The sequence below is a fragment of the Parabacteroides provencensis genome, assembly GCF_900232875.1.
GTDB lineage: Bacteria > Bacteroidota > Bacteroidia > Bacteroidales > Tannerellaceae > Parabacteroides > Parabacteroides chinchillae.
The window spans coordinates 66656-82044 of sequence record NZ_LT960492.1; the positions used below are offsets into that span (position 1 = coordinate 66656).

21 protein-coding genes and 1 tRNA gene are annotated in these 15389 nt (G+C 34.7%); 17 read left to right on the forward strand and 5 right to left on the reverse strand.

The genetic code is table 11. From position 1 onward, the window contains the following. Positions 1-620 precede the first annotated feature (620 nt). The 3 genes from CTY47_RS14985 to CTY47_RS14995 all read right to left on the reverse strand — a co-directional run bounded on the left by CTY47_RS14985 (position 621) and on the right by CTY47_RS14995 (position 1241). A tRNA-OTHER gene (locus tag CTY47_RS14985) sits at positions 621-692 on the reverse strand. A gap of 5 nt (positions 693-697) precedes the next feature. After that, positions 698-1000, reverse strand: coding sequence for a hypothetical protein (locus CTY47_RS14990; RefSeq protein WP_099465600.1), 303 nt, complete (start codon positions 998-1000; stop codon positions 698-700). 7 nt (positions 1001-1007) lie between these two features. Further along, positions 1008-1241, reverse strand: a complete 234-nt coding sequence (locus CTY47_RS14995; protein ID WP_099465601.1) for a hypothetical protein — start codon at positions 1239-1241, stop codon at positions 1008-1010. 146 nt (positions 1242-1387) lie between these two features. Between CTY47_RS14995 and CTY47_RS15000 the strand changes: the two genes are divergently transcribed. From CTY47_RS15000 to CTY47_RS15040, 9 genes are all read left to right on the forward strand, one after another. Continuing rightward, positions 1388-1756: a hypothetical protein gene (locus CTY47_RS15000; RefSeq protein ID WP_099465602.1), complete on the forward strand. Its 369-nt coding sequence runs from the start codon at positions 1388-1390 to the stop codon at positions 1754-1756. 199 nt (positions 1757-1955) lie between these two features. Further along, entirely contained in the window at positions 1956-2459 is a 504-nt protein-coding gene (locus CTY47_RS15005) for a hypothetical protein (RefSeq protein ID WP_099465603.1), read from the forward strand. A gap of 86 nt (positions 2460-2545) precedes the next feature. Further along, positions 2546-2986 (forward strand): hypothetical protein, encoded by a 441-nt coding sequence (locus tag CTY47_RS15010; RefSeq protein WP_099465604.1) that lies wholly within the window; start codon positions 2546-2548, stop codon positions 2984-2986. Positions 2987-3008: 22 nt separating this feature from the next. Next, positions 3009-3335, forward strand: coding sequence for a hypothetical protein (locus CTY47_RS15015; RefSeq protein ID WP_143813408.1), 327 nt, complete (start codon positions 3009-3011; stop codon positions 3333-3335). A 94-nt stretch (positions 3336-3429) separates the two neighbouring features. Beyond that, entirely contained in the window at positions 3430-3720 is a 291-nt protein-coding gene (locus tag CTY47_RS15020) for a hypothetical protein (RefSeq protein ID WP_099465606.1), read from the forward strand. Between the two features lie 74 nt (positions 3721-3794). Continuing rightward, entirely contained in the window at positions 3795-4082 is a 288-nt protein-coding gene (locus tag CTY47_RS15025) for a hypothetical protein (RefSeq protein ID WP_099465607.1), read from the forward strand. Positions 4083-4392: 310 nt separating this feature from the next. Continuing rightward, the gene (locus CTY47_RS15030) at positions 4393-5046 is read left to right on the forward strand and encodes a hypothetical protein (RefSeq protein WP_233202210.1); all 654 of its coding nucleotides are present in this window, start codon (positions 4393-4395) and stop codon (positions 5044-5046) included. Between the two features lie 7 nt (positions 5047-5053). Further along, positions 5054-5467: a hypothetical protein gene (locus CTY47_RS15035; protein ID WP_099465609.1), complete on the forward strand. Its 414-nt coding sequence runs from the start codon at positions 5054-5056 to the stop codon at positions 5465-5467. Positions 5468-5781: 314 nt separating this feature from the next. Beyond that, positions 5782-6969: a PIN-like domain-containing protein gene (locus tag CTY47_RS15040; RefSeq protein ID WP_099465610.1), complete on the forward strand. Its 1188-nt coding sequence runs from the start codon at positions 5782-5784 to the stop codon at positions 6967-6969. A gap of 274 nt (positions 6970-7243) precedes the next feature. Here the strand turns inward: CTY47_RS15040 and CTY47_RS17485 are convergent, their stop codons facing one another. Together CTY47_RS17485 and CTY47_RS17490 are read right to left on the reverse strand one after the other, a co-directional pair. Then, positions 7244-8185, reverse strand: coding sequence for an IS3 family transposase (locus CTY47_RS17485; protein WP_317044083.1), 942 nt, complete (start codon positions 8183-8185; stop codon positions 7244-7246). Beyond that, the gene (locus tag CTY47_RS17490; protein WP_233202211.1) at positions 8116-8541 is read right to left on the reverse strand and encodes a transposase; all 426 of its coding nucleotides are present in this window, start codon (positions 8539-8541) and stop codon (positions 8116-8118) included. The genes CTY47_RS17485 and CTY47_RS17490 overlap by 70 nt, the downstream gene beginning before the upstream one ends. 200 nt (positions 8542-8741) lie before the next feature. Between CTY47_RS17490 and CTY47_RS15050 the strand changes: the two genes are divergently transcribed. The 8 genes from CTY47_RS15050 (at position 8742) to CTY47_RS15085 (ending at position 15380) form a co-directional block, all read left to right on the forward strand. Next, the gene (locus CTY47_RS15050; RefSeq protein ID WP_099465611.1) at positions 8742-9686 is read left to right on the forward strand and encodes a fimbrillin family protein; all 945 of its coding nucleotides are present in this window, start codon (positions 8742-8744) and stop codon (positions 9684-9686) included. 116 nt (positions 9687-9802) lie between these two features. Next, positions 9803-10186 carry a LytTR family DNA-binding domain-containing protein gene (locus CTY47_RS15055; RefSeq protein ID WP_099465612.1) on the forward strand — a complete coding sequence of 128 codons (384 nt, stop codon included), beginning with the start codon at positions 9803-9805 and terminating at the stop codon, positions 10184-10186. 3 nt (positions 10187-10189) lie between these two features. Next, positions 10190-10843 (forward strand): FHA domain-containing protein, encoded by a 654-nt coding sequence (locus CTY47_RS15060; RefSeq protein ID WP_099465613.1) that lies wholly within the window; start codon positions 10190-10192, stop codon positions 10841-10843. Between the two features lie 133 nt (positions 10844-10976). After that, positions 10977-11219, forward strand: a complete 243-nt coding sequence (locus tag CTY47_RS15065) for a hypothetical protein (protein WP_099465791.1) — start codon at positions 10977-10979, stop codon at positions 11217-11219. Continuing rightward, positions 11216-11734: an FHA domain-containing protein gene (locus CTY47_RS15070; protein ID WP_099465614.1), complete on the forward strand. Its 519-nt coding sequence runs from the start codon at positions 11216-11218 to the stop codon at positions 11732-11734. The genes CTY47_RS15065 and CTY47_RS15070 overlap by 4 nt, the downstream gene beginning before the upstream one ends. Before the next feature lie 14 nt (positions 11735-11748). After that, positions 11749-12552, forward strand: coding sequence for a PP2C family protein-serine/threonine phosphatase (locus CTY47_RS15075; protein ID WP_099465615.1), 804 nt, complete (start codon positions 11749-11751; stop codon positions 12550-12552). A 43-nt stretch (positions 12553-12595) separates the two neighbouring features. Beyond that, positions 12596-14425, forward strand: coding sequence for a serine/threonine-protein kinase (locus CTY47_RS15080; protein WP_099465616.1), 1830 nt, complete (start codon positions 12596-12598; stop codon positions 14423-14425). Positions 14426-14438: 13 nt separating this feature from the next. Then, positions 14439-15380: a hypothetical protein gene (locus tag CTY47_RS15085; protein ID WP_099465617.1), complete on the forward strand. Its 942-nt coding sequence runs from the start codon at positions 14439-14441 to the stop codon at positions 15378-15380. Positions 15381-15389 lie beyond the last annotated feature (9 nt).

Genomic DNA, 15389 nt, shown 5'->3' on the forward strand with positions numbered 1-15389 from the left:
GTATAGGTTTGCCCATATTACCATAGTTTATATGTGGTTAAACATAAAATAGCAGAGCCTATAGCTGTAAAAAAGTGCATTGGATTATAAAATCCACAGATAAAGCATATACATGCTAGTAGAGTCCATATTATACAGAATATGAACTGAATTAAAGATTTAAAGTGTATCATATTATTGTGATTTATTTGCACCAGCAGCCAATCCGATCGGCAACTATCAGGTTATTACAATGCTCCCCTGCAACCTCTAACGATTTTAATCCCGAATCATAAACGGGCAGGGGAGTGAAATCAAAGAATGCATCTACTGTCGAGCCGTCAAGCGTCTTTCCGCTTTGTCGTCATATTTGATTGTCTGTCCAATCTGTCATACTATGGCCGTATTCGCCTCCCATTATAATCAAATATGCCTCATGGGACAAGGCATATTTAAAGCAGTATTCGATAGACCGTTTAACACCGATCCGGGACAAGTCAACCGGACATCACGGACACGACGTAATACCCAATACCGCCAACCTTATTACCTTCATTAATAAGTTAGATTTATATCCTTTCGTTTCAACCCCATTTCTGCGGGTACTAAGGTGGAAACATGTGCCAGAACTTTTAATTAAGAAGCCCCTACGAGAATCGAACTCGTATTTTAAGTTTAGAAACCTACGTTCTATCCATTTGAACCAAGAGGCTGTTGATTATTTCTTCTTTTTGCTTAATTGCCATCTTATAAAGACTTCATCTGTACGACTCAATTCTTTAAGTCTGGCAGTCGGGTATTCTATTTTACCTGGCCGACATATAGGATTGATTGCACCAGCCTTTCTCCAACGGAGTACATTTGCCTTTCCATAAAGTTTTTCTGCTTTCCTCTGAGATATGTACTCAGCATCATCCTTATCTTCTTTCAAATAAGAAGCAAGCTTAGAAGCTATATCTGTCACAAACTTGTCGTAAGAGATAGAGTTGGTTGGAAATGTTATTTCGGCTGTTACACTCATGGCGGATTTATTTCAATCTGGTTACTATTACATCGTCTATTCTCCCTTCTTCTGATTGCTTAAAGGAATACCCTTTTTGGTTCAGCTTACGGATGGCACTACGTATAGAGCATGCTTTGATTTGAGTGTTCTTTATAGAGGTAGGAAATCCGACCTTGAGAGAGAGGAGCGTTCCTTGCACATCTGTTTTTGTTTTTAGTGCAACCGAACTAATTTTCTTCTTTGTTGTTGTTGTTTCCATTTTTTTAACTACTTTTGAAAATCTATTCAATATGTGCCCCGTGAATGGGGCTTGTGATTGATTACGGAGGCAAATATACAGTGTATTTTCTGTAAAACAAATATATTCACAGAAAAAATACTGTGTTAAACTTTAATTAACAATATATGGAATTGAAAGAATTTATATCTGATGTTCTGCTGCAAATAGCCGAAGGGGTAACTGATGCGAATCGGCGCTATAAGGAACTAGGAGGCTTTGTTAATCCAAGGGGAAGCTTCAAAATAGAAGGAATGCCTTATATATTAAAGGAAAGTAAGATTCCCAACAGTAGCATTTCTATGCCTCTTATTCCTGTGCAGTTTAAAACTCATGTACAACTGGAAGAAAAGGCTGAAACAAAAGGCGCAGGGTCTTGTAATATAATTAAAATTATATCTGCATCTATTGGTTCTAGTGTTGGAGAATCAATGGCTAGTGTTCAAGAGGTTTCATTCTCTGTGCCGGTTCTTTTGCCATCTGAGATTGTGAAGTAATAAAGTTGTACAGTTGTTTGGCATCATCCAATACGGATTTATCATACGATAAGCGACTAGAACATGCTAGATCAGCACACCATTTACGGAGTTCAATATCTTTTCTCTGTTGATGTTTTTCTAAGGCTTCTTTGATAAACTTAAACATGGCAGACAATTTTAAAATGAATTTAGATTACAAATATACAGAAAATATACTGTGGAAGAAACGATAAAAGACAGATTAATAAAATTTCTTGCCTATTTAAACATTGGCCAAGGGAAATTTGAGAAAAATTGTGGACTTTCAAATGGAACGGTAAACAATATAAAGAAAGGTGGTATTACCACTCAGAAAATTGAAAAAATTCTATTTGCTTATCCCAATTTGAATATAGATTGGCTAATAACCGGTCGTGGTGAAATGGAGAAAGATAACAATATTCGGAAATCTCCCTTAGTTTCAAACGGAAGTGGTACAGTAGGAAGTGTTATTGGTGGAAATATTACAGGTAATGGGCACAATATAGGTATCGTACCTGCTGATTGCGAAAGAGAGCTCGTCAGGGCAAAAGCTGAGATTGATATATTAAAAAGAAAGATCAAAGAAATGGAGTCGTTGAATAAAAGAAGGGTAGAAGAATTACAGATGCAATTACGGCAGGCTATTGCTGACAAGGATAGGGCTATGAATATGCTAGATAAGGCTTTGGATAAAAAGTAAGTGGTTTGTAGTTTTGGAAATTATAGGGAAAACTGTTATAAAGTGGATTTGTTGTATTGTATTAACAATATTAATAAATCAAGTATATGACAACAAAAGCGTATGTGGATAGAATTATCGATTGCGTAGAATCGATGGTAAAAGACGGTGTAATATCGAGTGCAGAGGAACTTCAAGTGAAATATGGGCTTCCTGTGCTAAACAAGGAGGTTCTTTGCAATGAATCTGACGAATCGATAAATAAGATTGTGGACGCTTTGTCTGAAAAAAATCCCGGAATGAGGGTTTATATTCAGACAGGAGCAAGAAGTAAAATAATTGACAATAATCCTGTGCAAATGGGGCATGGAAATTTATACGGTAACAACAGTAGAATAAAGGAATCAGCTACTGAAGAAGATTGTTGCGTTAAATTAGAGAAGGCTCTAATCAAGATTGAATATCAGAAAAGATATCTTGATGAAAAAGATAAAGAGATTGCTCGGCTTAATGTTATAATTTCGGAGTTAATGAAAAAAATAAAGTGACTTTAAACCTAAATTTAATATCATGATGTATGTTTATATGCTGATTGTTGCAGTATCTTCTTTTGGTTTAAATGGTTCATCTAATGATTTTAAGGGATCATCCAGTTTAATCAAGTCTATTTTAACAGTTGGGGCCGGGGTTGGTTTTATTAGCCTTTTGGTTTTTACGATTTATGCAATTTTTAAAATGACATGGTGGCATCCCTTAGTTGGCTTACTTGTAGTAGGTACAATTGCGCCTTTTATAAATGGGATAATTAAATTGTTGCCAAATATTATAATTGATATTTTAAGCCTAGTAGGGGTTATAGCTGGATCTTATTTTATGTGGATGTCTTTTTTGATATAAATAGTATTTTGTGTCAAAAAACTCAATTCTAATCTATGTTTTAGGGCATAGAGAGGGTGGGAATTTGATAATAAAAAATAAACATTAATATAATATGATTGGACTATATTTTGTAATTGCGGTAGTAGTTTTGTTCTTTATCTATAATTTTATAAAAAGTCTGTCAGATCCAGCTGTTAAGGAAGCTTCTGATTTAAGGATGAGCATAAATCATTACCGAATATATAAAAAAATATTTGATGAACAGATGGAATGCCATAAAAATGGAATAACACCTCCTAATAGAACAAATGAGATACCCAATATGAATGAATGGAGAAGGTATGGAGAATATCAACTGTTGAAATCGAGAAAGAGCATGGAAGATTCATTGAATAATTTATAAACACGCTCACTTTCTTTTGTGAATTATGGAACTGTAATATAAATACCATAAAAGCATAACTTAAATTTGATATTATGAATTTCATAACTGCTGACGCTAAAACTCGAAATGTTTGGCTATTGGTCTTATTTGTTTTTGTATTGCGGTTTGTATTTATTATAAATAGAGACAATTTTCCATTAGCTATAGGAGCATACGGGTTATGTTTGGTCGAATCTTTGGGATATTTATTAGGAAGTTTGATTATTCCATTTATTGCCTCTTTGATTTTTAGACTTGTTACAGGGAAGTTTTTTAAGAGTAGAACTATAGCATACGCTACATTGGCTATTTTTATATTAGCGTTTATAGGAGGGATGTGAAATGATTAGGCTTAATGCAATAGTTATATTACTAGTACTTTTTTGTAATTATTGTTTTCCTCAAGGCGTATCTCGTGAAATCGTCACAAATAAACAGACGGAACTTGCCTTCAACGCATATGCGTTTCTTTTAGGGCAACAATATATAATTGATAAAGCCATTAAACAATCTCCGTCATTAAAGGGTAAGATCGAGAGCGTCGAGAATGGATTTAATTTAAAATTTGGAAACTGTAAAAATAACATATACGATTTTGTGGTGAATAATGCACCCAAATATAAGGACATAATCAATTCGTTGTCTCAAAATATGGCGGACTTTAATATTGGTTATGTTGACGTTTCAAAGCTAATAGAGGATCTAGGTAATAGGTCTAACTTTCAAATAAAAGAGCCTATTTTGTCTACTTTGTCTTATTTTCAATTTAATGGTAACTATACGAGAGAATTTCGTAATGGCTATACATATAAGTACAACACTAAAGGAAATGAAAAAGCTAAACATTTCGATTTTACTCTTGATATTCCGGTGAGCTGGAAAAAGAAAGATGGTGATAGGCCTAATGTTGTGCAAAAGTTTGTTCCTGAGTTTGACGAACATAGTTTAGTAGCAGTTTTGATAGTCCAAGAGATCAGAGGTATGACTGGGTTATCCGCTTCATTAATTAATAACAACTATATAAAGAAAGCATTTGGCGCGAACAGTGTTATACTGGATAAACATGATATAACTATTGATGGTTGTAAGGGATGTCGTTTAAAAATTAATACTGACAGCAAAAGACTTCAATACATTATAAGAACGTCATCTGTGATTTACATGTTTCAGTTTGGTGGTAAAATTGGCTATTTTCAAGTGGGAGTATCAACGCTAAAAGATCAACATGTTAATATTGATAAGTATATTCCTATCTGTGATTTGATTGCAAATTCAATTGTTGTTAACAGAAAATGGGAAAATTAGTCTTAATATGAAATACATATATACAATATTATTTATCTTAATGTCATTAGTCGCTTCATCTCAAACCTTACTCTTGTTTGGTGGAATGGATCATGATATTTTTCTTGGGTGCATTAATTGTAACGGATATTCAGATAATTCTGTTTGGAATGAATATTCAACGTATGGGAATAGTTATAACTCGGAATCTATCTGGAATGAATATGGAGATTATGGAAGTGAGTATAGCGATTATAGCCCATGGAATCCATACGCTAATTATCCTCCAGTTGTTGTAGATAGAGGTGGTAATTTCTATGGATATTTGACTGTAAATAAATATAACCCTAAACGTGCAACAATCAAACTTGCATTGATAATGTGCAAATATCATGAAGATATTAAAGATAATGTTAGTGAGTGGGCAGATGAGTTATTTTAATCATTATAAACAAGAAACAAACAACTTGAACTTATATTATGGATAGGAAAAATCTAAAATGTATTGTTCCGGATCGGACTGTATAGAGCATTCAAACTTGTCCATGAACTGACATAGTCTCTTTTCCAAAAGATCTATGCTTTCCTCTTGGTTTAGATTTTTGGCCTTGGCTTCAGAAAGGGCACTGGCAATAAGAGATCTAGGACGAATCGAAGGATGGGTTTCGTTTGTGAATAAGCTATCAAGATTCATAATTAAATATTTTGATACGAGTATAGTGAATATTTATAGAAGTAACAAAAGATAAAGGAAGTATGAAAGAAAAATTTTACGAGTATATTGATCCTAAGGCTGAAGAGATTGAAGAAGTTTGGAAAAATGGGATTATATCGGTTGATGCAAATATTTTGCTTAACTTTTATAGATATACAGAAAAGACACGTGAAGAGTTTTTCTCTGCTTTAGCTAAGTGTGAGGATCGACTTTGGTTGACACATCAAGCAGGGGAGGAGTTTTTTAAGAATAGAAGACATTTATTCAAATCATTGAAGTCATCTTATAATGAAACACAAAAGTTTGTTTCAAATAAGATAGATGATTTGAAGTCATATATAGGGGGAATGAATCACCCACTTATTGAATCCGCTCCACTAAATGATATACTGGATGACTGTTTATCCCAAATAAAAGAGCATTTAGATCAATTGGCGAACAAACATCCAGATTATACAGAAAATGATGATGTGTTAGATCGGATTGTTAATTTGTTTGATAAAAAGATTGGAGAACCTTATTCTAAAGAGCAGTTAGAAAAAATATATGCAGAAGGAAAGAAGCGTTATGATGAAAAAGTTCCTCCTGGCTATTGTGATAGTAAGAAAAAGGAAGAAAATACCTCAAATTGCTATGGCGATCTTGTATTATGGATGCAGCTTATAGATAAAGCTACACATGAAAAGAAAGCTCTTATTTTTGTGACTGATGATAATAAAGAAGATTGGTGGACAAAGGAAAAAGGCATATCTATTTCTGCCAGGAAAGAACTTATTAAAGAGTTTCACGACAAAACGGGTATGAGAATTGTTATATACAACGCAATGAGCTTTCTGAGATATGTCCAAGTCGAGCATGAAAACTCAGTAGAGGAAGAGACTATAAATGAAGTAGAGAAGATCAGTTCACAACAGTATATTACTTATGAAGGGAATAATGACGGCTTTAGTATATATGCAAATTCTAGGTTTCCATCATCTAGCATTTTTATTGAACCGCATGATGGTTTTAGTATAAAGTGTCCCGATGTGTCAATAGGCGAAAGTTTAAAGCAACTCTCAAGTATTGATCCTTTAGCAGGAATGAGGGAGAGTATGAAGGGCGTTACATCTTTATATACAAAAGGATATGAGCCTATAGCTACTAATTTGTATGCACAAAGCCCCTGGGAGCCTATTCAAGTGCAAAATTCATGGAGAATACAGACGGATGACAATGAAAGCAAATAGTCGAATTCGACTATAATCCGAAGTCGTCTGTTTGTTTCTTAAAAACGTACCTTACATATAATAATGTATAGAGATTGATCTGAAAATAATATTTATATGTTGAATAACACATATATAATGACATGAAACGTAGAGTTGAAATATTGTTGTATAAATAATCGTAATGTTTTGATATATAAAACGTTATTGCAGCGGCGCAGGCAGCGTTGGAGGATTGAAAATATGACTAGTCCTAAATAACCGTTACAGTTATTGGACAAAACTAAAACATTTATCACAGTTCAGCAAGGCTAGCCTTGCTGAACTGTTTGTTTTTATAACTTTTAATTTTAATCTGCCTCTGATGGTGCATATACTCCGGTGTTTTGTATCCGCACGAGTAATGTGGTCTGAGATTATTATATTTATAAACAGCATCCTTTACCAGACGCTTCATCTGTGCCAATGGAAGATTAAGGTCTTCAAGCAGAAACTCATGTTTGAGTATCCCGTTTATCCTTTCTGCTATGGCATTTGCATAAGGATCATAGGACTCAGTCATGCTCGGTATGATATGATACCGTTTCAATAATCTCTGATATGCATCGGAGCAGTATTGTATACCACGATCTGAGTGATGTATTAAGGGTTCCTCCCTGTACAATCGGTTGCCGTTGGCCATCTTTAAGGCATTAAGGGTACCCTGAGTGTCCAAAGAACAGGAAAGGTCATATCCCATAACCTTCTTTGAATAAGCGTCTGTAACCAATGAGAGATACAAGTGACTGTTTCTATTTCTTATATAGGTTATATCCGAAACCCAGATTTCTTCCGGACGTATAGATTCCATATTTGCCACAAGGTTCTTGTGCCTGCGGAACCGATGGTGGGAGTTGGTCGTCACATGATAGGAACGGACAGGCTTTATGAGCATGTGGTTGGCACGTAGTATGTCAAACAGCCTGTCACGGCCAACTTTCTTCTCTTTCAATACCGGCTGAAGCATATGATAGAGTTTACGGGTACCTATATGGGGCATCTCCAAACGGAGACCCTGTACTATCTCTACAACTTCGGTAGCTTTTTGGCGACTCCTGTCTATACTCCAATGCTGACGGTAATATTTTTGCCTGCTTATCCCGAGCAGTCGGCAGATCCCGCTGATACTTACGGATTTATCTTCTTTGTATTGGAGGACTGTTCGGGAAAGGAGTTTTTTCGGATATCGATGTGATATTCCTTTTCTGCGATATCTATCATCATATCAAAGAATTCGGCTTTTATATCCTTTAATTCGAGTTCCTTCTCCAGGCGGGCGTTCTTGCGCTCCAACAACTTTATTTTCTGCTCCAATTCAAGCAGTTGCTGTTCCTTACTCTTTTCCACGGGACAATGAGATTTGTTTGACACGTCAAAGTTACCATATTTTTCAATCCAACGTTTTAATGTATGGCTTCCTTGTATGCCATATTTACGCTGAATAGTCTCCATACTTAGCCGGCTTGTTTCATACTCTTGAACTACTGATAATTTAAAGGACATGCTGTAATCCTTTTGTGTACGTCTAATGTACTTGGTTTCTGACTTTTTCATTTCGTTACTTAATTTGGTGTAACGCTATTTTAGGACTAGACATAAAAAGAAAAAAAAGAAAGGCTGTCTCATTGTGAGACAGCCTTTTGTGTTTGAAATTTATTTAAAGTGAAATAGAGTTGAATGCTTAACATTTTCATCGTGAACCAAACAGGGATCAGAAGTGTATTATATAATATGAATTCTAAAAATGGTTTATTATGAAAAGGTACAAGATTGTAAGCTCTGTAGTATTTGTTTATATAGTTTTGCTGTTTACAGGATGTTCTAAAAATACAATTATTTTTGAGGATGGTTGGGAAAATCCAAATAGTAATAACCCCGATGGAAAAGCATTGGTTACATTTAATGCAGCAGTAGAAGATCGTAATTTATTGACCAGGGCAATGGCTCCTATGAAAAAGGGGATTCAGAACCAATTATATGCTTTTACTTCAACAAATGGAGGTGAAGCTAAAGGAATACCATACGCTGAAGGGTTATATATTACATCTGCCCCCGGCGTGTTAACAGGTAATGATGGTTATAAGATGTATTTGGAATCCGGCATATATGATTTTTATGCTGTGTCAGACAACTTTTCTACAATACCTCCTAAGTTTACGTCTGGTCAGTCTGAGCCTTTATTTAATGGCATTGACTATTTGTGGTGGCATAGTCCGGAACAAGATATCATGAGTAACCAGGTAAATATACCGATTCTGTATTTACATGCAGCTACACAAGTTGTTTTTGAAGTATCGGGTGGCAGCGGAATAAATTTGAACAAATTGGTTTCGGCCATGATTACTCCGCCGGAGACAGGAGCTCGTATGAATTTGTATACCGGAATTATTCCTCCTGCATCAATATATGATAAAGCGGATAAAATGGGTATAAATGGCTTGTTGGCCCAGTATATTATGCTTCCGCTGAAGACTACATCTCCAATGTCATTGACTTTGGAAGTAATGGTAAATAACGAAAGTACTTCTCGGATCTATAGTGTAAATGTTCCGGTTCCTAACGGAGAGTTACAATCAGGAGATTCTTATTTGTTTAATGCAATAATAGACGAAAATTCGGTAGATTTTTCTCAGGTTTCTATTAAAAACTGGACAGAAGTGGATGAAACGGGGAAGCCTCTTTATCCTACGTTGAAATGATGAATTCGTTTTTAAAGTAATTTGAATAATATTTATTTCTTTCAAAATGTGCGTGCGAAAGAAGAAAATGACGTATATTTGTTTCTTGATGAAAAAAGAAAAACAATATTTACGTTATGGAGCGGTATTTAATTATTAAGACAAGAGATGAACTGTTACGTATAAAAATAGGACAAATACTGTATTTTGAAGCCGACAGGAATTATACGAAATTATTATTATCGAATGGAATACAATTTACTTTTGCAATAAATATAGGTAAGATAGAAGAAATATTAGGAAAACAGGTTGCCGGGTGCAATGAAATATTGATGCGCGTTGGCAAAAGTCATATTATTAATAAAAATCATATATTGCAAATCAACTTACCTAAACAGAAATTATTATTACTTACGGAAGAAGGTAAGCCTCGGGAGTTAGTTATATCCAAAGATCCTTTGAAAGTTTTGAAAGATTCACTGGAAAAGGAGATGGGCAGGTCTGAAGAGGTTAAAGAATAAGGAATGGTAATTAAGATAGGAAAATCGGACGATAATGATTTTGTTGTTAATGATCCTCATGTAAGCAGGCACCATGCGCGCTTGATACGTGAAGAAGATGGTTGTTGGCTGTTAGAGGATGCTAATTCGACAAATGGAACTTTTGTTAATGATTGCCAGATTCTAAAAAAACGAATTACACCTACTGATAAGATAAGGCTGGGAGATAGCTATATGGTGGTTCTTTCCGATATTCTGAAATTTAATAATGATTATAGTGAAGAGTTCGCCAAATTAAAGAAAATATATGATGATTATATTCAAGCAAAAGTTAAGATTCAATCATCCAATCAATTTAAAACAAGACTTTTTCAATCATTGCCATTTGCTCTAACTGGGGTTGTGGGAGTAATAATCGGTTTTTTAGGTAAAGGAAATCCGGAATTATTAATGATAAGTTTGTTTGTGACTATTTGTGCTCCTACGATAGGAATATATTTAGGTGCAAAACAATCATCTAAGATACCTCAGCAATTGCAAGATATCGCCAATCAATTTAAAATAGATTATGTTTGCCCTAAATGCGGAACATTTTTAGGTGAAATACCATGGGAATCTTTAAAAAACAGGAAACAATGTCCAGTTTCAACTTGCAAGGCTAAGTGGGTGAGCAATTAACCGTTTGTATTCTAAATCCAGCTTTTTGTACAGTAAATCCAATCCTTTGATTATAAGAAAGAATTGGATATTTATTAATCCGTTACTTTTCCTACTTTTGTTTCCGGTAAAAACATTAAAAAGGGATAAGATTATGCAGGAAGAAGAATATACATTCGTTACTTTGGATAATAATGATGCCTTATTGGCAGATGCTATTGTAGTGGATGTAGACGGAGACAATGGTGGAATGCTGGATGCAGTAGTAATTGATGATAGTATAGATAGTTCTGATTTTATTACTTTATCGGATGATACTATAATGCTATCTGATGCTGACATGTTGGATATTAATACAACGGATATTGATAGCACAGATATTTCATTTATGATATGATTTCAGTCAAGTGTCCACATTGTCAGGTAGGATTAAAAGTAGACGAGGGGAAAATTCCCCTCGGAATAACTTCTTTTAAATGTCCCAAATGTAAGAAACCCATTCCTATTTCTTTTCTTTCAAAGGAAAATGTTCAGAATAATTTAAATGATTCTGAAACGATACTTGTGCAACCAATAAAGAATAGCACAGGTAAACTTACCATAGTTGCCGATACGGATACGCCGGAACAAGAATTTCTTCTTTATGAAGGTACAACGATTGTCGGGAGAAAATCGAATGCATCGAATGCTACGATTGGCATAATAACTACCGATCGCTCAATGAGCCGCGAACATATTAGGATAGAAGTGAAAAAAGATTCGAAAGGTGGTTATAAACATTATCTTTCAGACAATAATAGTAAAAACCATACGTTATATAATAGCAATTACCTAGGAGATGGAGAAGTTGTCGTACTTAATAATAATGACGAGATTATTATAGGCCGTACAGTTCTCCGGTTTAATGAATAAAACTCATTATTGCTATGAATATAACGATCGGTAAACCATATGCTGTTAGTGAAAAAGGTGGAAGGCTTAATAATGAAGATTCTATTTATCCATTGCCAGAAACAATAACTTCCGGTCAAAAATTATTTTTAGTATGTGATGGAGTCGGAGGTGCCGAGAAAGGGGAAATTGCCAGTTATCTGGCATGTGAGTCTTTCCAAACCTATCTTTCCGCATTTCAAGATGGAGATACTACCGAAGATCTTGTTAGAAAAGCCCTGCAATATACAGAAGCACGTTTTGACGATTATATAGCGTTGCATCCTGCAGCAAAAGGTATGGCAACTACTCTTACTATGCTTTATACAGGAACAAAAGGCGTTGTTATTGCGCATGTGGGCGATAGTCGTATTTATCAGTTCAGAGAAGGGGTAATAGTATATCAAACAGAAGATCATTCTTTAGTGAATTCTCTTTTAAAATTAGGTAAAATTTTAAAAGATGAAGTAAAAACTCATCCTCAAAGAAATGTTATTTTACGTGCTATACAGGGGGCGGATCATCCAACTGAAGCAGATGTTATTGTATTGGATGATGTACAAGCAGGAGATTACTTTTTTATGTGTACGGATGGTGTGCTGGAACATTATACAGATGAGTTATTAGCTGCAGTTTTTGCAAAATACCATGATCCCGAAGAAATCAAAGATGCTATTATGGACACTTGCTATGGACGTACCCGGGATAACTTTTCTTTTTATATTATACCCGTTAATAATGTGCAAGAATCTCAAAGTGTAAAGCAAAATATTCTTAGTTTCCTTTATTCTTTTATATAAATAACGTACTTTTGGCAGATTAAAAAGAATTGCATTTGTAGTTATGAATCTGCCTAACGGATATCTTCTTCAAAACGGAAAATATAAACTTTCTCATGTTGTGGGTCAGGGAGGTTTTGGTATAACTTACAAAGGTGTATGGTTTACAGAACTAAAAGGGGCACTAGGAGCAATTAAAACTGAAGTGCCTATATGTGTGAAAGAATATTTCTTCAAAGATTACTGTTACAGGGATAATGATTCCCAAGCAGTAAAAGTTCACTCGGAAACAGGAAAAACTCTTTTTAATAAATTCAAGGAGAAACTTATTAAAGAAGCAAAAATATTATCGGATGTACATCATCCGTATATTGTAAATGTGCTTGAAGTTTTTGAAGAAAACAATACGGCTTATATTGTAATGGAATATATTTCGGGTAATTCTCTGAAATATATGATGGATAAAGAGGGTGTATTGCCTGAACCGATTGTTCTTAAGTATGTTCGTCAAATTGGGGAAGCTCTGCAATTTGTTCATGAGAAAAATATATTGCATCTGGATATTAAACCAAGTAATATACTTATTGACAAAGATGATAATGCACGGCTTATTGATTTTGGAGTGAGTAAGCGTTATGATATAGAAGAGCAAGAAACGAGTACGACCATGCTGACTTTATCCAAAGGTTTTGCCTCGGTTGAACAATACGATAATGAAGGGACCCAATTATTTTCTCCTTGTCCGGATATTTATTCTTTAGGGGCAACGATGTATAATTTGCTTACGGGAAAAATACCTACGGAATCCATACTTCGTGCTACTCGTCCTTTACAGAATCCTTCAGAAATAAATCCGGCTATAACGCCTAAAACAGAGTCTGCTATAATAAAGGCTATGCAGATTGTACCGACCGATCGTTTTCAGTCTATCTCTGAGATGCTTGAATCTTTAGACTTACCTGTAATAGAAAAGACAAAAGCTCAATTATATTCGTCTCAGCCGGTAATGTCACAAAACGGAGATGAAACAACTGTTCTTTACTCTTCTACAAATACTATATCAGAAGAAGATGAAGATGCGACTATTGTAAATGATCAGGCATTAACATCTAATCGGCTTCAGGGAAAGAAAAAGAAGAAGATTTTTTTAATTCCTGCATTTTTTATTATTTTTGCATTAGCAGGTAGTGCTGTTGCATGGTATGTATATAGGAATAAACCTTTGGTAAAAGATTTGACTGCATCAACAGATCAACAATCTGAAGGACAGCCTGTCGTATCAAATAATGTTTTACCTTTAGAAATAACAACAGAAGATAAACAAGAAGGACATAATGATATTTCCATACAAGAAAATCCTGTGAAACAAGAGGAAACTCTTAACCCGATTGTAACAGAGCCTGTCAAAGAAGATCATAATCAACAATTGGTGGTGCAAAAAAATGTAGAAGATGTACCAAAGACAGTTGTTCAGCCATCTGCTGCTGAAATAGATGCTAAATATTTAGCTATGATAGCGGCTGGTAAGGCTAAAATGGATGCTACTGATTATATTGGCGCTAAAAAAGAGTTTTTGAAGGCTAAAGATGTAAAACTTACAGAAGATGTAGTTCGACTCCTGATTGCTTGTGATACAAAACAAGAAGAAAAAGAACTAGCAGAACGTAAGGCTCTGTATCAGGAAATGATGACTTTTGGTAAATATAAAATAGTACGTAAAAAATCAACAGGTAAATATGGTGCCATTGATTCAAATGCAATAGAGCGTATTCCCTGTAAATATTTGAGTGTAGGAAAATCCGATAATGGCCGGGCTTTTGAGCGTATAGATAATTTGTATGATATTTATAATACAGACGGGGTATTGGTCAATGAAGGATTAACTTATTATTAGTTAGAATGATGTTATGAAAAGACTTTTACTATTAATAATATGCATTATATTCCCCTTAGGTTTGTTGGCTCAGCAGCAACAAACAGAATATAATAGGAAAGGAGATGATGCAATGAAGCGTCAGAATTATAGTGATGCTAAAATATGGTATGAAGAAGGTGTATCGCAATGTGACTCATACAGTATTAATCAATTGACCAAAATCTGGCTGAAGAATGAACGAATGCGTCCTTCCATGCGTAGTCTTATGAACAAATGTTTGAATTGTCTTAATGTGATGGCTACAGAGAACGATACGACTGCCATATCAAAATTGATTGTTTTTTATGAGAATGGAATAGGTACTCCGAAGAGTGAAGAATTGGCAACTTATTGGCATGAACGTTTAGAAACAATGCGTATACCGGTTATTTCAGCTACTAATGAACAAACTCTGGAAAAAAAGAATATCTCTCGTGAACGTATGAAATTTTTCTTTGGATATTCTTATTCTATAGAGTCTCCATACGGACTGACAGTTGGCGGAGTTGCCCGTCGTTTAGGATGGTATGTCCGGTTTAAAACAAATATGTCTTTTAAAGATCATGCATCGGAATGCAACAATAATGGATTAATTGGTTCAATTATTGATTATTATAGTTTTACAAACAAGAAAAAAGTCAATAATTATGCAGGCACGGCGGGTATGGTTGTTAAGTGTACGCCTTGGTTATATACTACTGTCGGTTTGGGATATGGTGATAGAAGTGTTCTTTATGAGTATCAGGTTAAGAATGAGTTTACCGGTGCCGATGAGCAAAAAGCTTGGGCTAAAAATATAGATGCTTCCTATAAAGGGATAGCAGCAGATTTAGATTTTATGATCAAATTTAATCATGTTTTTATCAGTGCGGGTTGTAACACGATTAACTTTAAATATATAGACTTGAATGCAGGTTTGGGATTCTTTTTCTAAAATAAATAC

Bases quoted from the DNA above. Each gene is read 5' to 3' on its own strand.
- CTY47_RS15000 (WP_099465602.1), top strand. From the start codon at position 1,388: ATGGAATTGAAAGAATTTATATCTGATGTTCTGCTGCAAATAGCCGAA.
- CTY47_RS15055 (WP_099465612.1), top strand. From the start codon at position 9,803: ATGGAGCGGTATTTAATTATTAAGACAAGAGATGAACTGTTACGTATA.
- CTY47_RS15025 (WP_099465607.1), top strand. From the start codon at position 3,795: ATGAATTTCATAACTGCTGACGCTAAAACTCGAAATGTTTGGCTATTG.
- CTY47_RS15070 (WP_099465614.1), top strand. From the start codon at position 11,216: ATGATTTCAGTCAAGTGTCCACATTGTCAGGTAGGATTAAAAGTAGAC.
- CTY47_RS15015 (WP_143813408.1), top strand. From the start codon at position 3,009: ATGATGTATGTTTATATGCTGATTGTTGCAGTATCTTCTTTTGGTTTA.
- CTY47_RS15060 (WP_099465613.1), top strand. From the start codon at position 10,190: ATGGTAATTAAGATAGGAAAATCGGACGATAATGATTTTGTTGTTAAT.
- CTY47_RS15050 (WP_099465611.1), top strand. From the start codon at position 8,742: ATGAAAAGGTACAAGATTGTAAGCTCTGTAGTATTTGTTTATATAGTT.
- CTY47_RS17490 (WP_233202211.1), bottom strand. From the start codon at position 8,541: ATGAAAAAGTCAGAAACCAAGTACATTAGACGTACACAAAAGGATTAC.
- CTY47_RS15065 (WP_099465791.1), top strand. From the start codon at position 10,977: ATGCAGGAAGAAGAATATACATTCGTTACTTTGGATAATAATGATGCC.
- CTY47_RS15030 (WP_233202210.1), top strand. From the start codon at position 4,393: ATGGCGGACTTTAATATTGGTTATGTTGACGTTTCAAAGCTAATAGAG.
- CTY47_RS15080 (WP_099465616.1), top strand. From the start codon at position 12,596: ATGAATCTGCCTAACGGATATCTTCTTCAAAACGGAAAATATAAACTT.
- CTY47_RS15020 (WP_099465606.1), top strand. From the start codon at position 3,430: ATGATTGGACTATATTTTGTAATTGCGGTAGTAGTTTTGTTCTTTATC.
- CTY47_RS15040 (WP_099465610.1), top strand. From the start codon at position 5,782: ATGAAAGAAAAATTTTACGAGTATATTGATCCTAAGGCTGAAGAGATT.
- CTY47_RS15075 (WP_099465615.1), top strand. From the start codon at position 11,749: ATGAATATAACGATCGGTAAACCATATGCTGTTAGTGAAAAAGGTGGA.
- CTY47_RS14995 (WP_099465601.1), bottom strand. From the start codon at position 1,241: ATGGAAACAACAACAACAAAGAAGAAAATTAGTTCGGTTGCACTAAAA.
- CTY47_RS15035 (WP_099465609.1), top strand. From the start codon at position 5,054: ATGAAATACATATATACAATATTATTTATCTTAATGTCATTAGTCGCT.
- CTY47_RS14990 (WP_099465600.1), bottom strand. From the start codon at position 1,000: ATGAGTGTAACAGCCGAAATAACATTTCCAACCAACTCTATCTCTTAC.
- CTY47_RS15010 (WP_099465604.1), top strand. From the start codon at position 2,546: ATGACAACAAAAGCGTATGTGGATAGAATTATCGATTGCGTAGAATCG.
- CTY47_RS15085 (WP_099465617.1), top strand. From the start codon at position 14,439: ATGAAAAGACTTTTACTATTAATAATATGCATTATATTCCCCTTAGGT.